Source organism: Streptomyces sp. SID13726 (assembly GCF_010548375.1).
Taxonomy (GTDB): domain Bacteria; phylum Actinomycetota; class Actinomycetes; order Streptomycetales; family Streptomycetaceae; genus Streptomyces.
The window spans coordinates 1-405 of record NZ_JAAGLY010000699.1 but is presented as its reverse complement, the minus strand read 5'-3'; the positions used below and the strand labels follow the sequence as shown (position 1 = coordinate 405).

The window sequence follows — 405 nt, the reverse complement described above, 5'->3', positions numbered from 1 at the left end:
CTTCGCGCGCGTCGCCGAGCAGCTCGTCCGGCGCGGCGGCGTCGGCGAGCGCCCGACCCGCGGCGCGGCACCCACGGAGCGTCGCACCGGACGACCTGGCACAGTGGACGCGTGACACCCCCGCGACCGCCGAGCATCGCCCTCGCGCCACCCCCGTCCGTCCGCGTGCGCGCACCCGGCAAGGTCAACCTCTCGCTGCGGGTCGGGGCGCTGCAGGACGACGGCTACCACCCGCTCGTGACGATCTTCCAGGCCGTCGGGCTGAGCGAGGAGGTCGTCGCCCACCAGGTGCCACCGGGCGCGGGCGTCTCGCTCGGCGTGACCGGGCTCCAGGCCGACGTCGTGCCGACCGACGAGACGAACCTCGCGTGGCGGGCCGCCGTCGCGGACGCGGAGATCGCCGCC

Annotated in this window: 1 pseudogene; it reads left to right on the top strand. The window is 77.0% G+C overall.

The window, feature by feature from the left end:
• Positions 1–111: 111 nt before the first annotated feature.
• Positions 112–405: pseudogene (locus G3I78_RS49840) on the top strand (hypothetical protein); the annotation flags it as partial.